General features: G+C 58.8%; 20 protein-coding genes. All 20 read left to right on the top strand.

What is annotated here, in order from left to right:
• The first annotated feature begins 153 nt into the window (after positions 1-153).
• The 20 genes from rpsB to kdsA all read left to right on the top strand — a co-directional run bounded on the left by rpsB (position 154) and on the right by kdsA (position 23,669).
• Positions 154-894 carry a 30S ribosomal protein S2 gene (rpsB, locus tag F8N62_RS05285; RefSeq protein WP_150709958.1) on the top strand — a complete coding sequence of 247 codons (741 nt, stop codon included), beginning with the start codon at positions 154-156 and terminating at the stop codon, positions 892-894.
• Between the two features lie 192 nt (positions 895-1,086).
• A complete protein-coding gene (tsf, locus tag F8N62_RS05280) occupies positions 1,087-1,950 on the top strand; it encodes a translation elongation factor Ts (RefSeq protein ID WP_150709957.1) in 864 nt (287 codons plus the stop codon).
• 209 nt (positions 1,951-2,159) lie between these two features.
• Entirely contained in the window at positions 2,160-2,903 is a 744-nt protein-coding gene (gene pyrH, locus F8N62_RS05275) for a UMP kinase (RefSeq protein ID WP_003172271.1), read from the top strand.
• The gene (gene frr / locus F8N62_RS05270) at positions 2,900-3,457 is read left to right on the top strand and encodes a ribosome recycling factor (RefSeq protein WP_150709956.1); all 558 of its coding nucleotides are present in this window, start codon (positions 2,900-2,902) and stop codon (positions 3,455-3,457) included. Before pyrH ends, frr begins: the two co-directional genes overlap by 4 nt.
• 13 nt (positions 3,458-3,470) lie before the next feature.
• On the top strand, positions 3,471-4,226 hold the full coding sequence (gene uppS, locus F8N62_RS05265; RefSeq protein ID WP_150709955.1) for a polyprenyl diphosphate synthase: 756 nt from the start codon (positions 3,471-3,473) through the stop codon (positions 4,224-4,226).
• Positions 4,226-5,032 carry a phosphatidate cytidylyltransferase gene (locus F8N62_RS05260; RefSeq protein ID WP_150709954.1) on the top strand — a complete coding sequence of 269 codons (807 nt, stop codon included), beginning with the start codon at positions 4,226-4,228 and terminating at the stop codon, positions 5,030-5,032. The genes uppS and F8N62_RS05260 overlap by 1 nt, the downstream gene beginning before the upstream one ends.
• A complete protein-coding gene (gene ispC, locus F8N62_RS05255; RefSeq protein ID WP_150709953.1) occupies positions 5,029-6,219 on the top strand; it encodes a 1-deoxy-D-xylulose-5-phosphate reductoisomerase in 1,191 nt (396 codons plus the stop codon). The genes F8N62_RS05260 and ispC overlap by 4 nt, the downstream gene beginning before the upstream one ends.
• Before the next feature lie 53 nt (positions 6,220-6,272).
• Positions 6,273-7,625, top strand: coding sequence for a sigma E protease regulator RseP (gene rseP, locus F8N62_RS05250; protein WP_150709952.1), 1,353 nt, complete (start codon positions 6,273-6,275; stop codon positions 7,623-7,625).
• A gap of 74 nt (positions 7,626-7,699) precedes the next feature.
• A complete protein-coding gene (gene bamA, locus F8N62_RS05245; RefSeq protein ID WP_150709951.1) occupies positions 7,700-10,075 on the top strand; it encodes an outer membrane protein assembly factor BamA in 2,376 nt (791 codons plus the stop codon).
• A gap of 45 nt (positions 10,076-10,120) precedes the next feature.
• A complete protein-coding gene (locus tag F8N62_RS05240) occupies positions 10,121-10,624 on the top strand; it encodes an OmpH family outer membrane protein (protein WP_150709950.1) in 504 nt (167 codons plus the stop codon).
• Between the two features lie 3 nt (positions 10,625-10,627).
• The gene (gene lpxD, locus F8N62_RS05235) at positions 10,628-11,683 is read left to right on the top strand and encodes a UDP-3-O-(3-hydroxymyristoyl)glucosamine N-acyltransferase (protein WP_150709949.1); all 1,056 of its coding nucleotides are present in this window, start codon (positions 10,628-10,630) and stop codon (positions 11,681-11,683) included.
• A gap of 108 nt (positions 11,684-11,791) precedes the next feature.
• On the top strand, positions 11,792-12,232 hold the full coding sequence (gene fabZ, locus F8N62_RS05230) for a 3-hydroxyacyl-ACP dehydratase FabZ (RefSeq protein ID WP_150709948.1): 441 nt from the start codon (positions 11,792-11,794) through the stop codon (positions 12,230-12,232).
• Positions 12,229-13,005 carry an acyl-ACP--UDP-N-acetylglucosamine O-acyltransferase gene (gene lpxA, locus F8N62_RS05225; protein WP_150709947.1) on the top strand — a complete coding sequence of 259 codons (777 nt, stop codon included), beginning with the start codon at positions 12,229-12,231 and terminating at the stop codon, positions 13,003-13,005. The genes fabZ and lpxA overlap by 4 nt, the downstream gene beginning before the upstream one ends.
• A gap of 2 nt (positions 13,006-13,007) precedes the next feature.
• Positions 13,008-14,138 carry a lipid-A-disaccharide synthase gene (lpxB, locus tag F8N62_RS05220; protein WP_150709946.1) on the top strand — a complete coding sequence of 377 codons (1,131 nt, stop codon included), beginning with the start codon at positions 13,008-13,010 and terminating at the stop codon, positions 14,136-14,138.
• A gap of 8 nt (positions 14,139-14,146) precedes the next feature.
• Positions 14,147-14,773 carry a ribonuclease HII gene (gene rnhB, locus F8N62_RS05215; protein WP_045060138.1) on the top strand — a complete coding sequence of 209 codons (627 nt, stop codon included), beginning with the start codon at positions 14,147-14,149 and terminating at the stop codon, positions 14,771-14,773.
• A 76-nt stretch (positions 14,774-14,849) separates the two neighbouring features.
• On the top strand, positions 14,850-18,371 hold the full coding sequence (gene dnaE / locus F8N62_RS05210; RefSeq protein ID WP_150709944.1) for a DNA polymerase III subunit alpha: 3,522 nt from the start codon (positions 14,850-14,852) through the stop codon (positions 18,369-18,371).
• A gap of 139 nt (positions 18,372-18,510) precedes the next feature.
• Entirely contained in the window at positions 18,511-19,458 is a 948-nt protein-coding gene (locus tag F8N62_RS05205) for an acetyl-CoA carboxylase carboxyltransferase subunit alpha (RefSeq protein WP_150709943.1), read from the top strand.
• A 125-nt stretch (positions 19,459-19,583) separates the two neighbouring features.
• Positions 19,584-20,912, top strand: a complete 1,329-nt coding sequence (gene tilS / locus F8N62_RS05200) for a tRNA lysidine(34) synthetase TilS (RefSeq protein WP_150709942.1) — start codon at positions 19,584-19,586, stop codon at positions 20,910-20,912.
• 274 nt (positions 20,913-21,186) lie between these two features.
• The gene (locus F8N62_RS05195; RefSeq protein ID WP_150709941.1) at positions 21,187-22,818 is read left to right on the top strand and encodes a CTP synthase; all 1,632 of its coding nucleotides are present in this window, start codon (positions 21,187-21,189) and stop codon (positions 22,816-22,818) included.
• Between the two features lie 5 nt (positions 22,819-22,823).
• Positions 22,824-23,669, top strand: a complete 846-nt coding sequence (gene kdsA, locus F8N62_RS05190; RefSeq protein WP_150709940.1) for a 3-deoxy-8-phosphooctulonate synthase — start codon at positions 22,824-22,826, stop codon at positions 23,667-23,669.
• Positions 23,670-23,691 lie beyond the last annotated feature (22 nt).

Here is a 23,691-nt window from a genome sequence, read left to right as displayed (position 1 = left end):
CCTTGTGATATAAAATGCGCCGCTTTCCGGGGATACCCCGAAAGGCTTAAATCCACACACGTGTCGACACGATGACCTGGGTGCCTTCAGCTGATGCTGCTGGTTGGTCATTGGGATACGTGGAGGCCAAACCCGACTTATTAAGGAACTATCATGTCCCAAGTCAACATGCGCGATATGCTGAAGGCCGGTGTGCACTTCGGTCACCAGACCCGTTACTGGAACCCGAAAATGGGTAAGTACATTTTCGGCGCGCGTAACAAGATCCACATTATCAACCTTGAAAAAACCCTGCCAATGTTCAACGAAGCTCTGACTTTCGTAGAGCGCCTGGCCCAGGGCAAAAACAAGATTCTGTTCGTCGGCACCAAGCGTTCCGCTGGCAAGATCGTTGCTGAAGAAGCAGCACGTTGCGGTTCGCCGTACGTCGATCACCGCTGGTTGGGCGGCATGCTGACCAACTTCAAAACCATCCGTGCTTCCATCAAGCGTCTGCGTGACCTTGAAATCCAGGCCGAAGACGGTACGTTCGCCAAGCTGACCAAGAAAGAAGCGCTGATGCGCACTCGCGATCTTGAGAAGCTCGATCGTTCCCTGGGTGGTATCAAGGACATGGGCGGTCTGCCAGACGCACTGTTCGTTATCGACGTTGATCACGAGCGCATCGCGATCACCGAAGCCAACAAGCTGGGCATCCCGGTTATCGGCGTAGTCGATACCAACAGCAGCCCGGAAGGCGTTGACTACATCATCCCAGGCAACGATGACGCAATCCGCGCTATCCAGTTGTACATGGGTTCGATGGCTGACGCTGTTATCCGTGGCCGCAACCACGTTGCTGGCGGCGCCGCCGAGCAGTTCGTTGAAGAAGCTCCGGCAGCTGCAGCTGAGTAATTGACGCCCTGGCGTTGACTCAGTAAGCAAAAAGGGGGCTTGGCCCCCTTTTTGCCACCTCGAAAACCGTTTGTCTGGTGGCGCATTTACAGCATTTGTAACTTGCAGCTGCTAACAAAGGTGGTTCGGGAAGAATTGAACGCCCGTTTGATCGGGTGGAATGGTTGAAAACCTATCCAAGAGGATTTTGAAATGGCAGAGATTACTGCAGCGTTGGTCAAAGAACTGCGTGAGCGTACCGGCGAAGGCATGATGGATTGCAAAAAGGCCTTGACCAAGGCCGGCGGCGACATCGAAAAAGCCATTGATGACATGCGTGCTTCCGGCGCCATCAAGGCTGCCAAGAAAGCAGGCAACGTGGCTGCTGAAGGCGCCATCGCTCTGAAAGAAGACGGTAAATCCGCTGTTCTGCTGGAAGTGAACTCGCAGACCGACTTCCTGGCTTTGCAGGACGACTTTAAGGCATTTGTCGCTTCCAGCGTTGAAAAAGCGTTTGCTGACAAACTGACTGACGTCGCTCCACTGATCGAAGCTCAAGAAGCCGATCGCCTGGTTCTGGTCGGCAAGGTTGGCGAAAACGTCAACATCCGTCGTCTGGCTCGCGTTGAAGGTGATGTTGTTGGTGGTTACCTGCACGGTAACAAGATCGGCGTTGTGGTTGCCCTTAAAGGCGGCAGCGTTGAACTGGCCAAAGACATCGCTATGCACGTAGCGGCCACCAACCCTGAATTCCTGCTGCCATCGGAAGTTTCCGCTGAAGCGGTCGAGCGCGAGAAAGGCGTGTTCCTGACCCTCAACGCTGACAAGATCGCCGGCAAGCCGGAAAACATCGTTGAAAACATGGTCAAAGGTCGTATCAGCAAGTTCCTGGCTGAAGCGAGCCTGGTTGAGCAGGCGTTCGTCAAGAACCCTGAAATCAAGGTTGGCGAACTGGCCAAGAAAGCCGGTGCTGAAATCGTTTCCTTCACCTACTTCAAAGTAGGCGACGGCATCGAGAAGCCGGTCGACAACTTCGCTGAAGAAGTTGCTGCCCAGCTGGCTGCCGCCAAGCAATAAGACAGTTTTTCAACTGTCGCCCTGAAGAGGCTGCCCGCTAACGCGCGCAGCCTCTTTTCAGATGGGGTGCCGATTTTTATTGGTTTCCCCTTGGAACTGGCTTACAAAGCCATGTTCCGATGGCGCTGAAGCAGCGCCACGCTAGAGTGAACGCCAGCTGTAAACAGCTCGCAAAGAATTTTTAAAATACGCCGCAGGAGAGATTCGCAATGGCTCAGCAGGGCAGTGGTTATCAGGCTCGCTATAAACGCATTCTACTCAAGCTTAGCGGCGAGGCCCTGATGGGCTCGGAAGAGTTCGGGATCGATCCGAAAGTTCTGGATCGCATGGCGCTGGAAGTCGGCCAACTGGTCGGCATCGGTGTCCAGGTCGGTCTGGTGATCGGCGGCGGCAACCTGTTCCGCGGTGCAGCGCTGAGCGCGGCCGGCATGGATCGGGTGACCGGCGACCACATGGGCATGCTGGCCACTGTGATGAACGCCCTGGCCATGCGCGACGCGCTGGAACGTGCCAATATCTCGGCGATCGTGATGTCGGCCATTTCCATGGTGGGCGTGACCGATCACTACGACCGCCGCAAAGCCATGCGTCACCTGAACGCCAAGGAAGTCGTGATCTTCGCGGCCGGTACCGGTAATCCGTTCTTCACCACGGATTCGGCAGCCTGCTTGCGTGCGATCGAAATCGATGCCGATGTCGTGCTCAAGGCGACCAAGGTCGATGGCGTCTACACCGCTGACCCATTCAAAGACCCGCATGCCGAGAAGTTCGATCATCTGACCTACGATGAAGTGCTGGATCGCAAGCTGGGTGTGATGGACCTGACGGCCATTTGCCTGTGCCGCGACCACAAGATGCCATTGCGCGTATTTAACATGAACAAGCCCGGCGCCCTGCTGAACATCGTGCACGGCGGCGCTGAAGGGACCCTGATCGAGGAAGGCCAACAATGATCAACGAAATCAAGAAAGACGCTCAAGAGCGCATGCAGAAATCCCTGGATTCTCTGAACCATGCATTTGGCCAGATTCGTACTGGCAAGGCGCACCCGAGCATTCTGGGTAGCGTGATGGTGCCGTACTACGGCACTGACACCTCTATCACCCAGGTGGCCAACATCACCGTAAAAGACTCCCGCACCCTGCAAGTCGTGGCGTTCGAGCGCAACATGCTGGGGGCTGTCGACAAGGCCATTCAGAGCGCTGGTCTTAATCTCAACCCGACCAACCTGGGTGAGTTGCTGCTGATCTCCATGCCGGCGTTGACCGAAGAGACCCGCAAAGGCTTTACCAAGCAGGCGCGTAGCGCCGCCGAAGATGCTCGTGTGGCCGTGCGCAACATTCGTCGCGATGCCTTGGGTGATCTGAAGAAACTGGTCAAGGACAAGGAAATCAGCGAAGACGAGGAGCGTCGTGCCGCTGCCGATATCCAGAAGCTGACGGATAAGGCCGAGGCGGATATCGACACCGCCACCAAGGCTAAAGAAGCGGACCTGATGGCCGTATAAGGGTCGCGTTTTCATGGAAAAGAGCAAGCAGGGTGCGCCGTCCGCGGTGCCGCGCCATGTCGCGATCATCATGGATGGTAATAATCGTTGGGCGAAAAAACGCTTTATGCCGGGTGTCGCCGGGCATAAGGCGGGTGTGGATGCGGTTCGTGCCGTGATTGAGGTGTGCGCCGAGGCCAAGGTCGAAGTGTTGACCCTGTTTGCCTTCTCCAGCGAGAACTGGCAGCGCCCGGCCGATGAGGTCAGTGCCTTGATGGACCTGTTCTTCAAGGCATTGCGTCGCGAGGCTAAACGCCTCAACGACAACAACATCAGTTTGCGCATCATTGGCGACCGTTCGCGCTTCCATCCTGAGCTTCAGGCTGCAATGCGCGAGGCGGAAGCGATGACGGCCGGCGCCAATCGCTTCGTCCTGCAGATCGCTGCCAACTACGGCGGTCAGTGGGATATTGCGCAAGCCGCGCAGCGTCTGGCGCGGGAAGTTCAGGCCGGGCATCTGCGGCCGGAAGACATTACCCCGGAACTGTTGCAAACCTGTCTGGCCACCGGCGACCTGCCGTTGCCGGACTTGTGCATCCGTACCGGCGGCGAACACCGCATCAGTAACTTCCTGCTGTGGCAACTGGCTTACGCCGAGTTGTATTTCTCCGACCTGTTCTGGCCGGACTTCAAACACGACGCCATGCGCACCGCGCTGGCCGATTTCGCTTCTCGCCAGCGCCGCTTCGGTAAAACGAGCGAGCAGGTCGAGGCTGGAGCCCGGGTTTAATGCTTAAACAACGAATCATCACTGCACTGATCCTGCTACCGATCGCCCTGTGCGGGTTTTTCCTGCTCGAAGGCTCTGGCTTCGCGCTGTTCATTGGTCTGGTCGTGACGCTTGGCGCCTGGGAATGGGCGCGTCTGGCGGGCTTCACGGCCCAGCCGATTCGCGTTGCCTATGCGGCCGTGGTCGCGCTGATGCTGTTTGTGATGCACATCCTGCCGGGCCTTGCGCCCTGGGTGTTGGGCGCTTCGGTGCTCTGGTGGGGCGTGGCGACGTATCTGGTGCTGACGTATCCGCGCTCCAGCGCGCATTGGTCCAGTGCCGCGTGCAAACTGGTGATCGGTCTGCTGATCCTGCTGCCGGCCTGGCAAGGTCTGGTCCAGATCAAACAGTACCCCTTGGGCAACTGGCTGATCATGGCGGTGATGGTGTTGGTCTGGGGCGCCGATATCGGTGCTTACTTCTCCGGTCGCGCATTCGGCAAGCGCAAGCTCGCTCCGCAGGTCAGTCCCGGCAAGAGTTGGGAAGGCGTGTACGGCGGATTGGCGTTGGCGCTGGTGATCACGGCGATCGTCGGTATGGTGCGTGACTGGAGCTTCGGCCAAATGCTGATGGGGCTGATCGGCGCGGCGATCATCGTGTTCATTTCGGTGGTCGGTGACCTCACCGAAAGCATGTTCAAGCGCCAGTCCGGGATCAAGGACAGCAGCAATCTGCTGCCGGGTCACGGTGGCGTACTGGATCGAATTGACAGCCTGACCGCTGCGATCCCGATCTTTGCCGTGTTGCTGTGGATGGCAGCACCGTGAGCCGCCCACAGCGGATCACCGTTCTGGGGGCAACCGGCTCGATCGGTTTGAGCACGCTCGACGTGATCGCCCGGCATCCCGAGCGCTATCAAGTGTTTGCCCTGAGCGGATTCACGCGCCTGAGCGAGCTGCTCGCACTTTGCGTCCGTCATGCGCCACAGTTCGCCGTTGTGCCGGAACAGGCTGCTGCCCGCGGCTTGCAGGATGATTTGCGTGCAGCCGGTCTGTCGACTCGCGTGCTGGTGGGGGAGGAGGGGCTGTGTCAGGTCGCTTCCGATCCTGAAGTCGATGCCGTCATGGCGGCCATCGTTGGTGCGGCGGGTCTGCGCCCGACGCTGGCGGCGGTAGAGGCGGGCAAAAAAATCCTGCTGGCCAACAAAGAAGCACTGGTGATGTCCGGTGCATTGTTCATGCAGGCCGTGCGCAAGAGCGGTTCGGTTTTGCTGCCGATCGACAGCGAGCACAACGCGATTTTCCAGTGCATGCCACAGGATTTTGCCCGCGGCCTCGGTGCGGTGGGGGTTCGTCGGATTTTGCTGACAGCGTCTGGCGGTCCTTTCCGGCAGACACCGATGGCTGAGCTGATGCACGTCACTCCTGATCAGGCATGCGCTCATCCGAACTGGTCCATGGGGCGCAAAATTTCGGTGGACTCGGCCAGCATGATGAACAAAGGGCTCGAGTTGATCGAAGCCTGCTGGCTGTTTGACGCCAAGCCGTCCCAGGTCGAAGTGGTGATTCACCCTCAGAGCGTCATTCATTCACTGGTCGACTACATCGACGGTTCGGTATTGGCCCAGTTGGGCAATCCGGACATGCGCACGCCGATCTCCAATGCCCTGGCCTGGCCAGAGCGGATTGATTCGGGGGTTGCACCGCTGGACCTGTTTGCCATCGCGCGTCTGGACTTCCAGGCGCCCGATGAAGAGCGTTTCCCTTGTCTGCGCCTGGCGCGGCAGGCTGCTGAAGCCGGCAACAGTGCGCCGGCGATGCTCAATGCCGCTAATGAAGTGGCTGTCGCGGCGTTTCTAGACGGGCGGGTTCGCTATCCGGAAATCGCGAGTATCATCGAAGAAGTCTTGAATCTGGAGCCGGTGGTTGCGGTGGATGATCTTGAGGCCGTGTTTACGGCTGACGCGAAAGCGCGAGTACTGGCCGGGCAATGGTTGAGTCGTCACGGGCGATAAGTGTTGCGATACGTTGGCCCATGCAGCACTGGATAGGATTGCGGAGAAAGTAGATGAGCGCGCTCTATATGATTGTCGGCACCCTGATTGCATTGGGTGTGCTGGTCACCTTCCACGAATTCGGCCATTTCTGGGTCGCACGTCGCTGTGGGGTCAAAGTGCTGCGTTTCTCCGTAGGCTTCGGTATGCCGTTGCTGCGCTGGCACGACAAGCAAGGTACCGAGTTCGTCGTCGCCGCCATTCCGCTGGGCGGCTATGTGAAAATGCTCGACGAGCGCGAAGGCGAAGTGCCGGCCGATCAGCTCGATCAATCCTTCAATCGCAAAACCGTGCGCCAGCGCATTGCCATCGTCTCGGCCGGGCCGATTGCCAACTTTTTACTGGCGATGATTTTCTTCTGGGTGCTCGCCATGCTCGGCAGCGAGCAAGTGCGCCCGGTCATTGGTGCTGTTGAGTCCGGGAGCATTGCCGCCAAGGCGGGTTTGAGCCCGGGTCAGGAAATTATTGCGATTGATGGCGAGCCGACATCGGGCTGGGGCGCGGTGAATCTGCAGCTGGTTCGTCGTCTCGGCGAGAGCGGTGCGCTTCAGGTGCTGGTCCGTGAGCAGGGTTCCACGGCGGACTCGCCGCGTGAGCTGGTGCTGGACAAATGGCTCAAGGGCGCCGAGGAGCCGGATCCGATCCGCTCGCTGGGTATTCGTCCGTGGCGTCCGGCGTTGCCGCCCGTCCTTGCTGAAATCGATCCGAAAGGCCCGGCGCAGGCTGCCGGCCTGAAAACCGGTGACCGTTTGTTGGCCCTGGATGGCAAGGCTCTGGATGACTGGCAACAGGTGGTCGATACCGTTCGTTTGCGTCCGGATAGCAAAATCATGCTGCGCGTCGAGCGCGAGGGTGCTCAAATCGACGTCCCCGTGACGCTGGCTGCGCGTGGCGAGAAAAAGGCACCCAGTGGTTATCTTGGGGCTGGCGTGAAAGCAATCGACTGGCCGCCAGAGATGATTCGCGAGGTCAGTTACGGGCCTTTGGCAGCGATTGACGAGGGCGCGCGACGCACCTGGACCATGAGCGTACTGACCCTCGATTCGCTAAAGAAAATGTTGTTCGGTGAGCTCTCGGTAAAAAACTTGAGTGGACCGATAACCATTGCTAAAGTGGCGGGCGCTTCTGCCCAGTCGGGCGTCGCTGATTTCCTGAATTTCCTTGCTTATCTGAGTATTAGCCTGGGAGTTCTGAATTTGTTGCCCATTCCTGTACTGGATGGGGGGCATTTGTTGTTTTATCTGATCGAGTGGGCGCGTGGTCGTCCCTTGTCGGATCGGGTGCAGGGTTGGGGGATACAGATCGGTATCAGTTTGGTGGTCGGGGTGATGTTGCTTGCTCTGGTCAATGATTTGGGCCGTCTGTAACACTTCGCTGAATTGCGAATCTGCCGCATTTTGCGGCAGTTTGTTTATTGCCAGTTGGAATAAGAAAGGACTTCATGAAACGTCTGCTGCTAACTGCGGTTCTCACCGTATTGATGATCGCCGAAGTTCACGCCGAGTCCTTCACTATCTCTGATATTCGCGTCAATGGCCTCCAGCGGGTCTCCGCGGGTAGTGTCTTTGGTGCCTTGCCGTTGAACGTCGGTGAACAGGCGGATGATCGTCGCCTGGTGGAATCCACTCGTGCGCTGTTCAAAACCGGGTTCTTTCAAGATATCCAGCTGGGCCGCGATGGCAACGTCCTGGTCATTACAGTAGTCGAGCGTCCGTCGGTTGCCAGTATCGAGATCGAGGGTAACAAGGCGATCTCCACTGAAGACCTGATGAAGGGCCTCAAGCAATCCGGCCTGGCCGAAGGCGAAATCTTCCAGCGCGCCACCCTCGAAGGTGTGCGTAACGAACTGCAGCGCCAATACGTCGCTCAGGGTCGTTACTCCGCTACCGTCGACACCGAAGTGGTGTCGCAGCCGCGTAACCGCGTGGCACTGAAGGTCAATATCAACGAAGGCACCGTCGCCGCTATCCAGCACATCAACGTGGTGGGTAACACGGTTTTCCCTGACGAAGACCTGATCGACCTGTTCGAACTCAAGACCACCAACTGGTTGTCGTTCTTCAAGAACGACGACAAGTACGCACGTGAAAAGCTTTCCGGTGACCTGGAGCGTCTGCGCTCCTACTACCTGGACCGCGGCTATATCAACATGGATATCGCTTCGACCCAGGTGTCCATCACCCCGGACAAGAAACACGTCTACATTACTGTCAACGTCAACGAAGGCGATAAGTACACCGTTCGTGACGTCAAGCTCAGCGGTGACCTGAAAGTCCCTGAAGACCAGGTCAAGTCGTTGCTGCTGGTACAGAAAGGTCAGGTGTTCTCGCGCAAGCTGATGACCACCACGTCCGAACTGATCACCCGCCGTCTCGGTAACGAGGGTTACACCTTCGCCAACGTCAACGGTGTGCCTCAGCCGCACGATGAAGATCACACGGTAGACATCACGTTCGCCGTCGATCCAGGCAAGCGCGCCTACGTCAACCGCATCAACTTCCGCGGCAACACCAAGTCCGAAGACGAAGTGCTGCGTCGTGAAATGCGCCAGATGGAAGGTGGCTGGGCGTCGACTTACCTGATCGACCAATCCAAGACCCGTCTTGAGCGTCTGGGCTTCTTCAAGGAAGTCAACGTCGAGACCCCGGCCGTACCGGGTGTCGACGACCAGGTTGACGTGAACTACAGCGTTGAAGAACAGGCGTCCGGTTCGATCACTGCCAGCGTCGGTTTCGCACAGAGCGCCGGTCTGATCCTCGGTGGTTCGATCACCCAGAACAACTTCCTCGGTACCGGTAACAAGGTCAGCATCGGCCTGACCCGCAGTGAATACCAGAGCCGCTATAACTTCGGTTATGTCGACCCGTACTGGACGGCTGACGGTGTGAGCCTGGGTTACAACGCGTTCTATCGCACCACTGACTACAAAGACCTCGACGTCGACGTGGCCAGCTACGCCGTAGACAGCCTGGGTGCGGGTGTGAGCGTCGGTTATCCGATCAGCGAAACCTCGCGTCTGACCTTCGGCCTGACCGCGCAACAGGACAAGATCAAGACGGGCCTGTACACCGTTGACGAGATCTTCGACTTCGTTAACAAGGAAGGCGACAACTACCTCAACTTCAAGGCTTCGGCCGGTTGGTCCGAGTCGACCCTGAACAAGGGCGTGCTGGCCACCCGCGGACATTCCCAAAGTCTGGTGCTGGAAACCACGACGCCGGGCAGTGACTTGTCGTTCTTCAAACTCGACTACCGTGGCCAGTTGTTCCAGCCACTGAGCGAAAACTACACCATGCGTCTGCACACCGAGCTGGGCTATGGCGATGGTTATGGTTCGACCGACGGCTTGCCGTTCTATGAAAACTACTATGCTGGTGGTTTCAACTCGGTTCGTGGCTTCAAGGACAGCACCCTGGGTCCTCGCAGTACGCCGAGCCGTGGCACCAACCCGGGTACAGCGCTTGACCCGGACCAGGATCCTCTGCCGTTCGGTGGTAACGTCCTGATCCAGGGCGGTGTCGAGCTTCTGTTCCCTCTGCCGTTCGTCAAGGATCAACGTTCCCTGCGTACTTCGGTATTCTGGGATGTGGGTAACGTTTTCGACTCGACGTGTAAGGACAGCACCAACGCAAACGGTTCGTCGTCCAACACCAAGTGCAACGACATCAGCCTGAGCAACATGGCCAGTTCCGTCGGTGTAGGTGTGACGTGGGTCACCGCACTGGGTCCTCTGAGTTTCGCGTTGGCCATGCCGATCAAGAAACCGGATGAGGCTGAAACTCAAGTGTTCCAATTCTCCCTCGGCCAGACGTTCTAAGCGTCTGACCCAAGATAACGACAATGGATTTTGTAGGAGTGCATCGTGCGTAAGTTGACTCAATTGGTTCTCCTGGCGACCGTACTGGTAGCAGGTCCGGCTTTTGCCGACATGAAAATCGCCGTTCTGAACTATCAGATGGCTCTGCTGGAGTCCGACGCGGCCAAGAAATACGCCGTGGATGCCGAGAAGAAATTTGGCCCGCAGCTGAGCAAGCTCAAGACGCTGGAAAGCAGCGCCAAGGGCATTCAGGACCGCCTGATGGCGGGCGGCGACAAGATGCAGCAAGGCGAGCGCGAGCGTCTGGAGCTTGAATTCAAGCAAAAGGCCCGTGACTTCCAGTTCCAGTCCAAGGAGCTGAACGAAGCCAAAGCCGTTGCCGACCGTGAAATGCTGAAGCAGCTCAAGCCGAAACTGGACGGCGCTGTGGAAGAAGTCATCAAGAAAGGTGCTTTTGACCTGGTCTTCGAGCGTGGCGCAGTGATTGATGTCAAACCTCAGTACGACATCACTCGCCAGGTTATCGAGCGCATGAATCAGCTGAAGTAATCCATGACAGCGACCATAAAACTCGGCCAGTTGGCCGAGTTCCTCGGCGCCACCCTGCGTGGCGACCCGGAGAAGGAAATTACTGGGCTAGCCACTTTGCAAGAGGCTGGCCCAGCTCAGTTGAGCTTTCTGGCAAATCCTCAATACCGTAAATACCTGGTGGACAGCCAGGCCGCAGCCTTGTTGCTGAAGGCCGCTGACGCCGACGGTTTTTCCGGTGATGCGCTGGTAGTGCCCGACCCTTACCTGGCCTACGCACGTATTTCCCACCTGTTCGATCCCAAGCCGAAAGCAGCTGCCGGTATTCATCCGACGGCAGTCGTGGCCGAGGACGCGGTGGTCGATCCGGCGGCGAGTATCGGTGCCTTTGCCGTGATCGAAAGCGCTGCGCGTATTGCTGCCGGTGTGACCGTCGGCGCGCACTGCTTCATCGGCGCCCGCAGCGAAATCGGCGAGGGCGGCTGGCTGGCCCCGAAAGTCACGCTGTATCACGACGTGCGCATTGGCAAGCGTGTGGTGATTCAATCCGGTGCGGTTCTGGGGGGCGAAGGTTTCGGTTTTGCCAACGAGAAAGGCATCTGGCAGAAAATCGCCCAGATCGGTGGTGTGCTGGTTGGCGACGACGTGGAGATTGGCGTGAATACCGCCATCGACCGTGGTGCGCTGGCGGATACGGTCATCGGTAATGGCGTCAAACTCGACAACCAGATTCAGATTGCCCACAACGTGCAGATCGGTGATCACACCGCCATGGCCGCGTGCGTGGGCATTTCCGGCAGCACCAAGATCGGCAAGCATTGCATGCTGGCCGGTGGCGTAGGGCTGGTGGGGCATATCGAAATTTGCGACAAGGTTTTCATCACCGGGATGACCATGGTGACCCACTCGATTACCGAGCCGGGCTCCTATTCTTCCGGTACGGCCATGCAACCGGCTGCCGAATGGCGCAAAAGCGCGGCACGCCTCCGTCAGCTCGATGACATCGCGCGACGGCTGCGACAGCTGGAAAAGCGCGTTGGGGACGTGACCCCTGACGGTAATGCTTCATCAGATGGCTGATACCATTTCCATATCAAGTGTGCACAGCCGCTAGACTGCCTCCTTGATTTGCTAGCGGAGCGCGCGTCAGTCGCGCGTTCCCAATCTTTACATAGGCTTCCTCCCGAAATGATGGACATCAACGAGATTCGCGAATACCTGCCTCACCGTTACCCGTTCCTGCTGGTGGACCGGGTCGTGGATCTGGATGTGGAAGGCAAGCGCATTCGCGCCTACAAGAATGTCAGCATCAACGAACCGTTCTTCAATGGTCACTTCCCTGCGCATCCAATCATGCCGGGCGTACTGATCATCGAAGCGATGGCTCAGGCTGCCGGGATCCTTGGTTTCAAGATGCTGGACGTGAAGCCGGCTGATGGCACCCTGTACTACTTCGTCGGTTCCGACAAATTGCGTTTCCGTCAGCCAGTCAAGCCTGGCGACCAGTTGATCCTCGAAGCCAGGTTCATCAGCTGCAAGCGCAAGATCTGGAAGTTTGAATGCCAGGCCTCGGTGGATGGCAAGCCGGTCTGCTCGGCCGAGATCATCTGTGCGGAACAAAAAGTATGAGTTTGATTGACCCTCGCGCAATCATCGATCCGACGGCCGTTCTGGCCGACGACGTCGAGGTCGGCCCTTGGTCGATCATCGGCGCTGGTGTGGAAATCGGCGAGGGGACAGTGATCGGGCCACATGTAATTCTCAAAGGTCCGACCCGAATTGGTAAGCACAACCGCATCTACCAGTTTTCTTCGGTAGGCGAGGACACGCCCGATCTGAAATACAAGGGCGAAGAAACACGCCTGGTCATCGGTGATCACAACATCATCCGCGAAGGCGTGACGATTCACCGCGGGACCATTCAGGATCGTGCGGAAACGACCCTGGGCGATCACAACCTGATCATGGCCTACGCCCACATCGGCCACGACAGCGTCATCGGCAACCACTGCATTCTGGTCAACAACACGGCGTTGGCTGGCCATGTGCACGTCCAGGACTGGGCGATCCTGTCCGGCTTCACCCTGGTTCATCAGTATTGCCACATCGGCGCCCACAGCTTTTCCGGCATGGGCACCGCCATTGGCAAGGATGTGCCCGCGTACGTCACGGTGTTCGGCAACCCCGCCGAAGCCCGCAGCATGAACTTCGAAGGCATGCGCCGTCGCGGTTTCAGCGAAGACGCGATTCATGCCCTGCGGCGCGCCTACAAGACGGTTTACCGTCAGGGCCTGACCGTTGAGCAAGCGCTCGCCGAACTGGCCGAACCTTCGGCACAGTTTCCGGAAGTCGCGGTGTTTCGTGACTCCATCCAGTCTTCGACCCGCGGCATCACGCGTTAACCATGGCTAATCTGCGTATTGCGCTGGTGGCGGGTGAGGCTTCCGGTGACATTCTCGGCGCCGGTCTTATGCGCGCGCTCAAGGCACAGCATCCGGCGGTCGAGTTCATAGGGGTTGGCGGTCCGCTGATGCAGGCTGAAGGCCTGAACTCGTATTTCCCGATGGAACGTCTCTCGGTCATGGGCCTGGTGGAAGTGCTGGGTCGGCTGCGCGAGTTGTTGAAACGTCGCAAGAAGCTGATCGCTGACCTGATCGCCGAGAAACCGGACGTTTTCATCGGTATCGATGCCCCGGATTTCAATCTCAATATCGAACTGAAACTGCGTCAGGCCGGGATCAAGACCGTGCATTACGTCAGCCCGTCGGTGTGGGCGTGGCGGCAGAAGCGGGTGCTGAAGATTCGCGAGGGTTGCGACCTGATGCTGACGCTGTTCCCGTTCGAGGCCAAATTCTACGAAGAGAAGGGCGTGCCGGTGCGGTTTGTCGGGCACTCGCTGGCCGATGCAATCCCGCTTGAAGCCGATCGCGCCGCCGCGCGGGCCGAACTCGGTTTGCCGGATGGGCCCTTGGTCGCGCTAATGCCGGGCAGTCGCGGTGGCGAAGTCGGCCGTCTGGGGGCGTTGTTCCTCGACACCGCCCAGCGTTTGCGCGCCATGCGCCCCGGCGTACGGTTCGTGATGCCTTGCGCCAGCCCTCAGCGCCGCGTGCAACTTGAAGAGTTGCTCGCCGGTCGCGACCTGCCGTTGACTTTGCTCGACGGCAATTCCCATCTGGCGCTCGCCGCCTGCGACGCGGTGTTGATTGCCTCCGGAACGGCTACGCTTGAAGCGTTGCTGTACAAACGGCCGATGGTAGTCGCCTATCGCCTGGCGCCGCTGACGTTCTGGATCCTCAAGCGCATGGTGAAAAGTCCCTATGTGTCCTTGCCGAACCTGTTGGCCCAGCGCCTGTTAGTGCCCGAGTTGCTTCAGGATGACGCAACCGTTGAAGCGCTGGCCCAGACGTTGTCGCCCCTGATCGAAGGTGGAGAAGAACAAACCCGCGGTTTCGACGAAATCCACCGTACCTTGCGCCTGGACGCCTCCAACCAGGCAGCCGACGCGGTACTGAATCTGATCGGCAAAACACAATGACAAAAGTGATACAGATGGGCCTGGATTTCACCTTGGTCGCCGAAGTCGAAGAACTGGTTGCCGGTGTTGACGAAGTCGGACGCGGCCCACTTTGCGGTGCCGTGGTGACTGCCGCGGTGATCCTCGATCCGAATCGCCCGATCCTCGGTCTGAATGACTCGAAGAAACTCACCGAAGCGCGCCGCGAAAAGCTCTACGACGAAATTTGCGAAAAAGCCCTGAGCTGGTGCATCGCCCGCGCCGAAGTCGAAGAAATCGACGAGCTCAACATCCTCCATGCCACGATGCTGGCGATGCAGCGCGCAATCGAGGGCCTGCACATTCAGCCGAAACTGGCGATGATCGACGGTAACCGCTGTCCGAAACTGTCCATGCGCGCCGAAGCGGTGGTGCAGGGCGACGGCAAGGTTCCTGCCATCGCCGCCGCGTCGATTCTGGCCAAGGTCAGCCGCGACCGCGAGATGGCCGCCTTCGAATTGATTTACCCGGGCTACGGCATCGGCGGGCACAAAGGCTACCCGACGCCCGTTCATCTGGAAGCGCTGGCTCGCTTGGGCCCGACCCCGATTCACCGTCGCTCGTTCGCGCCGGTGCGGCTGGCGTATGAAGCGCGGGAAAGCCTGATCGAGAGTTAGTCGCAAGGCTGATGTTTTCGCCAAGGCCCGGTACAATCCGGGCCTTGTTGTTTTCATGACTTAACGCAGGATCACTATGCCGGCTTCATTCGTCCATCTACGCCTGCACACTGAATACTCCCTGGTCGACGGTCTGGTGCGGATCAAACCGCTGGTCAAGACCCTGGTCGGCATGAACATGCCTGCCGTAGCGGTCACCGACCAGAACAACATGTGTTCCCTGGTCAAATTCTATAAAGCAGCCATGGGCGCAGGCATCAAGCCGATCTGCGGCGCTGACCTGTGGCTGTCGAACAAGGATCCGGACAATGCCCTGAGCCGGATCAGCCTGTTGGCGATGAACGCGGTCGGTTATCGCAACCTGACCGAGCTGATCTCGCGTGGTTTCATCGACGGCCAGCGCAATGGCTCGGTGATCATCGAGCGCGAGTGGGTGGCTGAGGCCAGCGAAGGCTTGATCATGCTGTCGGCGGCGAAAGAGGGTGAGATCGGCCTGGCGATGCTCAGTGGCAACCCGGCTGAAGCGGAAAAACTGGCGCGGGAATGGATGGCCGTGTTCCCGGATCGCTTTTACCTGGAAATCCAGCGCACCAGTCGCCCCAATGATGAAGAGCAACTGCACGGCGCCGTGGCCCTGGCCGAGAAAATCGGTGCGCCACTGGTGGCGACCAACGATGTTCGTTTCATCAAGCAGGAAGATTTCGCCGCTCACGAGACCCGTGTTTGCATCGGTGAGGGCCGCGCCCTCGACGATCCGCGACGCTCGAAGAATTACAGCGATCAGCAATACCTGAAAACCGCCGAGGAAATGGCCGAGCTGTTCAGCGACATTCCCGAAGCGCTGGAAAACACGGTCGAGATCGCCAAGCGCTGCAACATCGAAGTGAAGCTGGGCACGCACTTCCTGCCCAACTTCCCGATTCCCGATGGCATGACCATCGACGAGTATTTCCGCAAGGTGTCTTTCGACGGTCTTGAAGACCGCCTCAGCGTGCTGCTGCCCAAGGACACCACTGAAGATTACGAAGCCAAGCGCCAGGTCTACGTCGACCGGCTGAATTTCGAGCTGGATATCATCATCCAGATGGGCTTCCCCGGTTATTTCCTGATCGTGATGGACTTTATCCAGTGGGCCAAGAGCAACGGCGTACCGGTAGGTCCGGGCCGTGGTTCGGGTGCCGGTTCGCTGGTGGCCTATGTGCAGAAGATCACCGACCTCGACCCGCTGGAATACGACCTGCTGTTCGAACGCTTCCTCAACCCGGAACGGGTCTCGATGCCCGACTTCGACGTCGACTTCTGCATGGACGGTCGTGATCGGGTGATCGACTACGTGGCCGAGAAATACGGTCGCAACGCCGTCAGTCAAATCATCACCTTCGGTTCCATGGCGGCCAAGGCTGTGGTCCGTGACGTGGCGCGGGTGCAGGGCAAGTCCTACGGACTGGCGGATCGTCTGTCGAAGATGATTCCGTTCGAAGTCGGCATGACCCTGGAAAAAGCCTACGAGCAAGAAGAAATCCTCCGTGATTTCATCAAGGTCGATGAAGAAGCCGCGGAAATCTGGGAAATGGCGCGCAAACTTGAAGGCGTTGTGCGTAACGTCGGCAAGCACGCCGGTGGTGTGGTCATCGCGCCGACCAAACTCACTGACTTTTCGCCGATCTATTGCGACGAGGCCGGCGACGGTCTGGTGACCCAGTTCGACAAGGACGACGTTGAAGCCGCCGGCCTGGTGAAGTTCGACTTCCTCGGCCTGCGTACCCTGACGGTGATCGACTGGGCGCTGAAAACCATCAACCGCGACCGCGCCAAGGTCGATGAGCCGCCGCTGGACATCGCGTTTATCCCGCTGGATGACAAGCCGACTTATCAACTGCTGCAAAAAGCTGAAACCACCGCAGTGTTCCAGCTTGAGTCTCGCGGCATGAAAGAGCTGATCAAGAAGCTCAAGCCCGACTGCCTGGAAGACTTGATCGCACTGGTGGCCCTGTTCCGTCCGGGCCCGTTGCAATCGGGCATGGTTGACGACTTTATCAACCGTAAGCACGGTCGCGCCGAACTGGCGTACCCGCACTCGGATTACCAGTACGAAGGCCTCAAGCCTGTGTTGGCTCCGACTTACGGCATCATTCTGTATCAGGAACAGGTGATGCAGATTGCCCAGGTCATGGCCGGTTACACCCTCGGCGGTGCAGACATGCTGCGTCGAGCCATGGGTAAGAAAAAGCCCGAGGAAATGGCCAAGCAGCGCGGCGGTTTCATTGAAGGTTGCAAGACCAACAATATCGAAGCTGACCTGGCCGGTAACATTTTCGACCTGGTGGAAAAATTCGCCGGTTACGGCTTCAACAAATCTCACTCCGCTGCATACGGCCTGGTGTCGTATCAGACGGCGTGGCTGAAAACGCATTACCCGGCGCCGTTCATGGCGGCGGTACTCTCGGCGGACATGCACAACACCGACAAGGTCGTGACCTTGATCGAAGAAATTCGCACCATGAAGCTGCGTCTCGACGCGCCGGATGTGAATACTTCGGAGTTCAAGTTCACGGTCAATGACGAAGGCCGGATCATTTACGGCCTCGGCGCGATCAAGGGTGTGGGCGAAGGGCCGGTAGAAGCGATCACCGAGGCGCGTCAGGATGGGCCGTTCAAGGACCTGTTCGATTTCTGCGCCCGTGTCGACCTCAAGCGCATCAACAAACGCACCCTCGACGGCTTGATCCGCAGCGGTGCACTGGATCGTCTGGGGCCGTATTTCCATGACGAACCGAAAGCCTATCAAGCGAGCATCGACCAGAACCGCGCGGTGTTGCTCAACGCGATGGAAGGGGCGATCAAGGCCGCCGAGCAAACCGCTCGCACCCACGACAGTGGCCACGCCGACCTGTTTGGCGGGCTGTTCGTCGAAGCCGATGCGGACGTCTATGCCAATCACCGCAAGGCGAAAGAGCTGACGTTGAAGGAGCGCCTCAAAGGCGAGAAAGACACGCTGGGCCTGTACCTGACCGGTCACCCGATTGACGAATACGAAGGCGAGATCCGCCGGTTTGCCCGCCAGCGCATCATCGACCTGAAGCCGGCTCGCGATACCCAGACCGTCGCGGGCATGATCATCGCCCTGCGCGTGATGAAGAACAAAAAGGGCGACAAGATGGGGTTCATCACCCTTGACGATCGCTCTGGGCGAATCGAAGCTTCGCTGTTTGCAGAAGCGTTCCACTCGGCGCATTCGCTGTTGCAGACTGACGCGATGGTGGTGGTTGAAGGCGAAGTCAGCAACGACGATTTCTCCGGTGGTTTGCGCCTGCGGGTCAAACGGGTGATGAGCATGGAAGATGCGCGCACCAACCTCGCCGAAAGCCTGCGATTGAAGTTGCAGACCAAGGATTTGAAGGGCGATCAGCTACGCTGGCTGGGTGAGTTGTTCAAACGTCATCGCGGCGCCTGCCCGATTACCATGGAGTACACGAGCCCCGATGCGAAGGCCTTGCTGCAGTTTGGCGAGACTTGGCGGATCGACCCGGCGGATGCGTTGATTCAAGCCCTGCGTGACCAGTTCGGGCGAGACAACGTCTTCCTCCAATACCGTTGACGGTCAGGTGCTTTCTACTCCCCTGATCTCGACCTGAATTTTTAATCTCGACCTGAACGCGCCTGTCCCTTAAGGTAGGGCGCGAATAGACAACCGGCCGGCCCAAGCTCTCTTGGACGTCGACCCTAGACGGACGCCTATGAACCCGAATTTTCTAGATTTCGAACAGCCAATCGCCGACCTGCAAGCCAAGATCGAAGAGTTGCGCTTGGTCGGTAACGACAATTCGCTGAATATCGGCGATGAGATCTCCCGCCTGCAGGACAAAAGCAGCACGCTGACCGAAGACATCTTCGGCAAGCTGACCAGCTGGCAGATCGCGCGTCTGGCGCGTCACCCGAAACGTCCGTACACCCTGGACTACATCGAACACATCTTCACCGAGTTCGACGAACTGCACGGCGACCGTCACTTTTCCGACGACGCGGCTATCGTCGGCGGCGTTGCCCGTCTGGACGACCAGCCGGTGATGATCATCGGTCACCAGAAAGGCCGCGATGTGCGCGAGAAGGTTCGCCGCAACTTCGGCATGCCGCGTCCGGAAGGCTACCGCAAGGCCTGCCGCCTGATGGAAATGGCCGAGCGTTTCAAAATGCCGATCCTGACCTTCATCGACACCCCGGGCGCTTACCCAGGCATCGACGCTGAAGAGCGTAACCAGAGCGAAGCGATTGCCTGGAACCTGCGCGTGATGGCCCGCCTGAAAACCCCAATCATCGCCACCGTGATCGGTGAAGGTGGTTCTGGTGGTGCTCTGGCGATTGGCGTTTGCGATCAGCTGAACATGCTGCAATATTCGACCTACGCGGTGATTTCGCCGGAAGGTTGCGCTTCGATTCTGTGGAAAACCGCGGAAAAAGCCCCGGATGCCGCTGAAGCGATGGGCATCACCGCCGAGCGTCTGAAAGGCCTGGGCATCGTCGACAAAGTCATCGGCGAACCGTTGGGTGGCGCTCATCGCAATCCTGCGGCGGCCGCTGCATCGATCCGCGCCGAGCTGAGCTCGCAACTGGCGATGCTGAAGAAGTTCGATACCGAAGCGCTGCTGACCCGTCGGTACGAGCGACTGATGAGCTACGGTCTCTAAAGAACACGCAATACCCCCGTAGGAGCTGCCGCAGGCTGCGATCTTTTGATCTTGAAAATGCAAAATCAAAAGATCGCAGCCTGCGGCAGCTCCTACAGGGGATTGGTGTGAAGTGATCGATCCCTATGAATTCCTCCAACATCGATCTTTCTGCCAGGCTTTTGAAGCATCTTGCCCCGTGGCGTAACGCCACAACCTGGCGCATCGCGTTCTCTGGCGGTCTCGACTCGACCGTCCTGCTGCACCTGCTCGCCAATCTCGCAAAAACCGAATCCCTCCCCGTACTCAACGCTATTCACATTCATCACGGCCTTCAGGCCGCAGCTGATGCGTGGCCGCAACATTGTCAGTCGGTCTGTGATGCGCTGGGTGTGCAGCTACAGGTCGTTCGCGTTCAGGTTCGACCCGGCGCCAGCCTTGAGCGTGCTGCGCGGGATGCGCGTTATGACGCCTTCATCGAGGCTACTCAAGTAAACGAAGTGCTGCTGACCGCCCAGCACCGCGACGATCAGGCTGAAACCCTGTTGTTCCGGCTGTTGCGCGGGGCCGGGGTCAGAGGCTTGTCAGGGATGCCGAGCCAGCGCGCGCTGGGCAAGGGGCATCTGCTGCGCCCCCTGCTCGATGTCACACGGGCGGAGCTTGAGGCTTACGCTACCGAGCATCGGTTGCGCTGGATCGAAGACCCTTCGAACCAGGACCGGCAATTCTCGCGCAATTACCTGCGGCAACAAGTGTTCCCGGTCCTGACCGAGCGCTGGCCTCAAGCCGTTGCAACCATGGCCCGCAGTGCAGCGCATCTGACTGAAGCGCAGGCGTTGCTCGATGAACTGGCGCAAATCGACCTGGCCAGTGCCCGCACCGCCAGTGATTTCGATTGGCTGGGCCTGCCGTCGCTGGCGTTGGCGCCCCTTGCAGAACTGTCTGCTTCGCGCCAGCGCAACGCACTGAGTCACTGGCTCAACGCACGGACACGGCTGCCGGACAGTGACCATTGGTCGGGTTGGGAAGATTTGCGCGATGCCACCGGCGATGCGCGTCCGATCTGGCGCCTGGCGGATGGCGAGTTGCATCGCGCGGGTGGGCGGATCTGGTGGCTGTCCGGCTGCTGGCTGCGGCTCCCGCCGACCGCCGGCGTCTGGGCTGACCCCTCGACCGCCCTGATTTTGCCGGAAAACGGGGTGCTCACCTGCACCGGGCAAAGCCCCGCTGGACCGCTGCATATCCGCTATCGTGAGGGTGGAGAGGTCATGACTCTGCCCGAGCGTGGCCACCGTGATCTGAAGCGATTGCTCAACGAACGCGGCGTTCCGGGGTTCGCCCGTGGCAGATTGCCGCTGTTGTATCGTGACCGGCAATTACTCGCAGTGGCCAGCGTTCAGGGTTTGAACGGCAGCGCGCAGGACGGCTGGAATTTTCACTGGCAGCCACCGGGCGAAGATCAAGGTTTGAGCTGAAAGGGGCTTTCCGGTAGACTACGCTCCCTTCTTGATACAACTTCTGTGGATTCGCCTGAATTGCAGGAGTTGCCGATTACCAAGCAGTCTTTGCTGGGCGATTCCAAAAAATGTGTAGCGAGCAACGTACCGGTGATTCATCTCCCGGTCTGTCACAACGCGGCGGTTTTTTCGAAAGGTGCACTGTGATTAATGCAGGTGATCGGGGGCTTCGGCCTTCCTTCGCTTTCCCCGGCGGCTCGGACCGCTTTAACGCAGACTTCTAGGGTTTTTCATGACGCGCTACATATTCGTCACGGGCGGTGTTGTTTCTTCATTGGGGAAAGGCATTGCATCGGCTTCATTGGCGGCCATCCTGGAGGCGCGGGGACTTAAGGTCACCATGCTGAAACTGGACCCGTACATCAACGTCGATCCGGGCACCATGAGCCCGTTCCAGCACGGTGAAGTGTTCGTCACCCACGACGGCGCCGAGACCGACCTGGACCTGGGTCACTACGAGCGGTTCATCCGCACGACCATGACCCAGAACAACAACTTCACCACCGGCCGTGTCTACGAGCACGTGCTGCGCAAAGAGCGCCGTGGTGATTACCTGGGCGCCACCATTCAGGTGATCCCGCACATCACCGACGAAATCAAGCGCCGGATCATCAAGGGCGCCGGCGATGCCGACGTGGCCATGGTCGAGATCGGTGGCACCGTCGGTGACATCGAATCCCAGCCGTTCCTCGAAGCCATCCGCCAGTTGCGTTTCGAAGTCGGCGCCAAGCGCGCGATGCTGATGCACCTGACACTGGTGCCGTACATCGCCACCGCCGGCGAAACCAAAACCAAGCCAACCCAGCACTCGGTCAAGGAACTGCGTTCCATCGGCCTGCAACCTGACGTGCTGGTGTGCCGCTCCGATCACCCGATCGACATCTCTTCGCGTCGCAAGATCGCGCAATTCACCAACGTTGAAGAACGTGCGGTGATCGCGCTGGAAGACGCCGACACCATCTACAAGATCCCGGGCATCCTGCATTCGCAAGGCCTGGATGATTTTGTCGTCGAGCGTTTCGGCCTGCAATGTGGCGGCGCCGATCTGTCCGAGTGGGAAGCCGTGGTCGACGCCAAGCTCAACCCTGAGCACGAAGTCACCATCGCCATGGTCGGCAAGTACATGGAACTGCTGGACGCCTACAAGTCGCTGATCGAAGCAATGAGTCACGCCGGCATCAGCAACCGCACCAAGGTCAACCTGCGTTACATCGACTCCGAAGACATCGAAAACCAGGGCACCGCGCTGCTGGAAGGTGTCGACGCGATTCTGGTGCCAGGCGGCTTCGGTCTGCGGGGCGTGGAAGGCAAGATCACCGCCGTTCAATACGCTCGCGAAAACAAGGTTCCGTACCTCGGCATCTGCCTGGGCATGCAAGTGGCGGTGATCGAGTTCGCTCGTAACGTCATGGGCTGGAAAGACGCCAACTCCACCGAGTTCGATCGTGCCAGCGGCCACCCGGTCGTGGGGCTGATCACCGAGTGGGAAGATGCCACCGGCGCGGTCGAAACCCGTACCGAAACCTCCGACCTGGGCGGCACCATGCGCCTTGGCGCACAGGATTGCCTGCTTGAGCCGGGTTCGCTGGTGCACGATTGCTACAACAAGGATGTGATTGTCGAGCGTCATCGTCACCGCTACGAAGTGAACAACAACCTGCTGCCGAAAATCATCGAGGCCGGTCTGAAAATCTCCGGTCGCTCCGGTGATGGCGCGCTGGTTGAAGTGGTCGAAGCCCCGGATCATCCATGGTTCGTCGCTTGCCAGTTCCACCCTGAGTTCACCTCGACGCCGCGCGACGGGCACCCGTTGTTCAGTGGTTTCGTCAAAGCAGCTTTGGCTCAACACCAGAAGAAGGCTTGAACCTTATGGCGCAGAAAATCATCCGCGTAGGCGATATCGAGATTGCCAACGACAAGCCAATGGTGCTTTTCGGTGGCATGAACGTGCTGGAAAGCCGCGACATGGCGATGCAGGTCTGCGAAGAGTATGTAAAGGTCACCGAGAAACTCGGTATCCCTTACGTGTTCAAGGCCAGCTTCGACAAGGCCAACCGTTCTTCGGTGACCTCTTACCGTGGTCCCGGCCTGGAAGAAGGCATGCGGATTTTCCAGGACATCAAGCAAGCGTTTGGCGTGCCGATCATCACTGACGTCCACGAGCCTGAGCAGGCTGCGGTCGTCGCCGAGGTCTGCGACATCATTCAGCTGCCGGCCTTCCTGTCGCGCCAGACCGACCTCGTGGTCGCGATGGCCAAGACCGGTGCGGTGATCAACATCAAGAAAGCCCAATTCCTCGCGCCTCAGGAAATGAAGCACATCCTGAACAAATGCGTGGAAGCGGGTAACGATCAGTTGATCCTCTGCGAACGCGGTTCGAGCTTCGGCTATAACAACCTGGTCGTCGACATGCTCGGCTTCGGCATCATGAAGCAGATGGAATACCCGGTGTTCTTTGACGTGACCCACGCGCTGCAAATGCCGGGCGGTCGCGCCGATTCTGCCGGCGGTCGCCGTGCCCAGGTCCTGGATCTGGCGAAAGCCGGGATCAGCCAATCGCTGGCCGGTCTGTTCCTCGAAGCGCATCCGGACCCGGACAACGCCAAATGCGATGGCCCTTGTGCCTTGCGCCTGGACAAACTGGAGCCATTCCTGGCCCAGCTCAAAGCACTGGACGAACTGGTGAAGGGTTTTCCGACGGTAGAAACCGCGTAAACCTCATTTCTCCGTGTAGGAG

Origin of the sequence: Pseudomonas fluorescens, from assembly GCF_902497785.1 — a bacterium.
Classification (GTDB): Bacteria; Pseudomonadota; Gammaproteobacteria; order Pseudomonadales; family Pseudomonadaceae; genus Aquipseudomonas; species Aquipseudomonas fluorescens_BO.
This window is presented reverse-complemented; position numbering and strand designations above follow the sequence as displayed.